The sequence below is a fragment of the Dietzia sp. DQ11-71 genome, from assembly GCF_014144995.1.
Taxonomy (GTDB): domain Bacteria; phylum Actinomycetota; class Actinomycetes; order Mycobacteriales; family Mycobacteriaceae; genus Dietzia; species Dietzia kunjamensis.
Map to the genome: position 1 here is coordinate 1 of NZ_JAALDT010000501.1, position 4067 is coordinate 4067.

The following is a 4067-nucleotide window of genomic DNA, read 5'->3' on the forward strand; positions in this document are numbered from 1 at the left end:
TGATCCGCCAGGCGGGCCGCGAGCGCGCGCGAACTCGGATCACGGGGGACCCCCGGCGGGGTGGCCACGCCCGCCACGGCCAACAGCGACTCCGCCGCGCGACCGCAGGGGACGTCCAGCTCGCACAGCCCCACCCGCAGGTCGGGCCGTTCCAGGTCGCGGAGGCCGGTGACCTGGCGCGGGTTGCCGGACGGGACCGCGACGACGACGTGGTTGCGCGCGAACACCACCGGATCGACCGCCACTCCCGTATCGACGAGCCACCGCATGGAGCCCTCGTCCGCGGAGGCGAACACGTTGATGTCGTCGCGGGCGGGTATCCCCTCGGCGATCGTGTCGGAGCGGCCCAGTTCCAGGCTCACCCGGACCCCGGGGTGCTCGTCCTCGAAGACGTCGATCATCTCGGTGAACGCCTCGGACAGGGACGGCGAGGCGGCGACCCCGAGGGTCATGACGGGGGAGTCGGGCTCCGGCTCGGCGCACGCGACGGTTCCCGAGCACGCCAGGACGAGAGCGAACGCGCTGACAGCCCGGCCCCGGTTCACCGATCAGCCTCCGGCGAAGGGAGGCAGCACGTCCACCTCGGAGACGCCGTCGATAGAGGCGTGGGGGTCGCGGGTCGTCTCCTCACCCATGAGGAACGACGACACCGTCACGATGCTGGCCAGCGGCTCACCGTGTCGCTCGCAGACCTCCCGCGCCAACTCCCCGACGGTCGTGGCCTGTGTGTGCAGCCGTTCGCGGGCGGTACCCGCGGCGTCCTCGGCGGCCGCGTAGTACCCCACGGTGATCACTCTCGGTGTCCTGCTCACGACGTCAACCCTATCCTCCGGCACTGACACGTCAACCACCTATGGCGCCCATCGACCGTCGCGGCCTGTGGAAGGCGGTGCCGCCGATGCCGTGTCCTGCCTGCTTGCCCCACATCGCGCCGCGCCAGACCTCGGCGATCTCGTGGTCGGGCGCGCCCGACCTCAGCACCCCGAGGACGTCCGTCTCGTCGTCGCTGAACAGGCACGACCGCACGGTCCCCTCGGCGGTGAGGCGGGTCCGGTCGCAGGCGGCGCAGAAGTTGCGGGTGACGGTCGCGATCACCCCGACCGTCGCGGGAGCATCTCCCACGGTGCGTCCGGCGACCCGCCACATCTCGGCCGGCGCAGACGGGTCCTCGCGCCCGGCGGGAACGAGGTCGAAGCGGGTGCCGAGGGAGTCCAGTACGTCCTGCGCGGTCACCATCTCGGCGCGCGACCACGTGTTGTCGGCGTCGAGCGGCATCTCCTCGATGAAGCGCAGTTGCACGCCCTCCGCCAGGGCCCACTCCAGCAGGTCGGGCGCTCCGGGCAGGGTCGCCCGCAGGGGCACCGCGTTGACCTTCACCGGGTCCAGGCCGGCCTCGACCGCGGCCCGGACGCCCCGCAGGACGGACGGCAGCCGGTCCCGGCGGGTGAGTTGGGCGAACTCGAGGCGGTTGACGGTGTCCAGGGAGATGTTGATCCGGTCCAGACCGGCCTCGACCAGCGCGCCGACCCGGTGTTCGAGCCCCACGCCGTTGGAGGTCATCGCGATCGGCAGGTCGGGGCACTCGGCCCGCGTGCCGGCGATGATGCGCTCGAGGTCGGCCCGCATGAGGGGTTCGCCCCCGGTGAAGCGGACCTCGTGCACGCCCAGCTCGCGGTGCGCCAGGGCGACCAGCCGGATCACCTCGTCAGCGGTCATCCGCGCGGCGTCCGGGATGGGCGGCAGCCCTTCCTCGGGCATGCAGTAGGTGCAGCGCAGCGAGCACTTCTCGGTCAGTGAGACGCGCAGGTCGCGGGCGACGCGGCCGAAGGAGTCGACGAGCAGCGGGGTAGCGGGGCGCGTGGAGGGGCTGCGGGTGTCCGGTTCGGTCACGGCGCCCACCTCCCTCCGCGGTCGCGTGTCTCCGAGTGTAGGGGGCACCGTCAGGCGGCGCGCGACCCCCCGTCCGGTCACCTACCCGCCGTGTCCCCGTTCGCGGCGCGCCCCTGTGGGGTGGGGACGTCCGGGGCGGGGACGTCCGGGTTCGGCCCCAGCAGCGTGAGCTCGTGGATCTCGTCGCGCTCGGCCTGGTCGCGCAGCTGTGGCGCGATCGCCCGTCCCAGGTGGTAGCCCAGGACCACCACGAGGGTGCCCAGCGCGATGCCGCCGAGCTGGAAGTCGTCGGTGATGAGCAGGGTCGTGTCGCCGACCGCGATCACCACACCCGCCGCCACCGGCACCAGGTTGAGCGGGTTGCCGAAGTCGACCCGGTTCTCCTTCCAGATCTTGGCGCCGAGCAGGCCGATCATGCCGTAGAGCACCACCGTGATGCCGCCGAGCACGCCGCCCGGGGTCGCGGAGATCACGGCCCCCAGCTTGGGGGAACACCCCAGCACGATCGCGGTCAGCGCGGCCACCACGTACGCGGCCGTCGAGTACACCTTGGTCGCGGCCATCACGCCGATGTTCTCGGCGTACGTCGTCGTCGCCGATCCACCGAACGAGGTCGCCAGCACGGTTCCCGCGCCGTCCGCGGCGAGGGCCCGGCCCATCAGGCCGTCGGTCTCGGTGCGGGTGATCTCGCCGATCGCCTTGACGTGCCCGGCGTTCTCGGCGATGAGCGCGATGACGCCCGGCACCACGAGCAGCACGAACGCCAGCGAGAAGTCGGGCGCGTGGATACCCACCACGCCGGCGGCCTCGTCGGTCATCGGCGGCAGCCCGATCCACGGCGCGTCCCACACTCCCGACCAGTCCACGCGCGGGCTCTCGGGCCCGGTGACCAGGTCGAGCACCCAGGACAGGACGTACCCGAAGACCAGGGACAGGAAGATCGCGATCCGCCCGGCGAAGCCCTTGAGCCCCACGGTCATTCCGATCAGCACGATCATCACCGCCAGCGCGACCCACTGGTCCTGCGGCCAGTACGTCTCCGCCACCACCGACGCCAGGTTGAAGCCGAGCAGCATCACCACGGCGCCGGTCACCACCGGCGGCAGGATCGCGGTGACCACGCGGCCGCCCACGACGTGCACGATCAGGCCCACCACCAGCAGCGTCGCGCCGGCGACGAGCATGGCGCCGGTCACCTCGGCGCTGGTGCCGCCCTGCGCGCGGATGGCGGCGACCGCGCCGACGAATGCCACCGAGGTGCCGAGGTAGCTGGGGACCTGCCCCTTGACCACCGCGAGGAACAGGAGGGTGCACACGCCGGAGAAGAGGATCGCCAGCTGCGGGTTGAGCCCCATGATGATGGGGAAGACGAATGTCGCGCCGAACATCGACACCACGTGCTGGGCGCCGATCCCGATGGTCCGCGGCCAGCTCAACCGCTCCATGGGGGCGACCACCTCGCCGGGTCTGATGTTCTTGCCGTCGCCGTGTACCGACCAGAGACCCACTTCTTCCCCACTCTCGCTGCGTCCGGCCGCACTCGCGCGGACCGTAGGCACAGTACAACGCGGTTACGGTGGTGACATGACCTCCCTGCCCGACAGGCCGAGCCGCCCGTCCCCCGCCGAGTACCGCGAGCTCCTGCGTGCGCACCTGGAGCCGGTTCTCGAGCGGGCCGCCCGCAGTACGCACCTGCCGCTCGCGGCGTGCGCGGACTCGGTGCTCTCGGCGGCGTTGCGGGCGTCGGTCGACCTGCCGCTGTTCGTCAACTCGCAGATGGACGGGTACGCGGTGCGCTCCGCTGACGTCGCGGGGGCGGGACCCGACTCGCCGGCGCGGCTGACGGTGGTCGGGGCGGTGCACGCCGGTGACGGGCCGGGACCCGATGTCGACGACGACGAGGCCTGCAAGATCATGACCGGTGCGCCCGTCCCCCGGGGTGCCGATTGTGTGGTGCCCATCGAGGACACGACCGTGAGCGACACCGACTCCTCGATCGTGCTGGTGCACGCGCCGCGGTCGCCGGGCGAGTTCATCCGTCGCCCGGGGGACGACGTCCGGGCCGGCGACGTGGTGATCGAGGCCGGGGTGCGGTTGCAGGCGCGGCACCTTGCGGCGGCGGCCTCGCTCGGGGAGTCGGGACTCGATGTTCGGCCGCGGCCGCGGGTCGGGGTGGT

General features: G+C 72.2%; 5 protein-coding genes. 1 reads left to right on the forward strand and 4 read right to left on the reverse strand.

From position 1 onward, the window contains the following. The 4 genes from G6023_RS15300 to G6023_RS15315 all read right to left on the reverse strand — a co-directional run. The coding region (locus G6023_RS15300) for a substrate-binding domain-containing protein (RefSeq protein ID WP_182636340.1) at nucleotides 1–545 on the reverse strand (545 nt) is incomplete at its 3' end. Nucleotides 546–548: 3 nt separating this feature from the next. Beyond that, entirely contained in the window at nucleotides 549–812 is a 264-nt protein-coding gene (locus G6023_RS15305) for a MoaD/ThiS family protein (protein WP_347570787.1), read from the reverse strand. A gap of 31 nt (nucleotides 813–843) precedes the next feature. Beyond that, nucleotides 844–1899: a GTP 3',8-cyclase MoaA gene (gene moaA / locus G6023_RS15310; protein ID WP_374220856.1), complete on the reverse strand. Its 1056-nt coding sequence runs from the start codon at nucleotides 1897–1899 to the stop codon at nucleotides 844–846. A 68-nt stretch (nucleotides 1900–1967) separates the two neighbouring features. Continuing rightward, complete coding sequence (locus G6023_RS15315) at nucleotides 1968–3398, reverse strand: uracil-xanthine permease family protein (RefSeq protein WP_347570788.1); 1431 nt, start codon at nucleotides 3396–3398, stop codon at nucleotides 1968–1970. Between the two features lie 76 nt (nucleotides 3399–3474). On the opposite strand from G6023_RS15315, the gene G6023_RS15320 reads away from it, so the two are divergent. Further along, nucleotides 3475–4067, forward strand: a 593-nt coding sequence (locus tag G6023_RS15320) for a MoeA family protein (RefSeq protein WP_472986458.1), incomplete at its 3' end; no start/stop codon positions are given.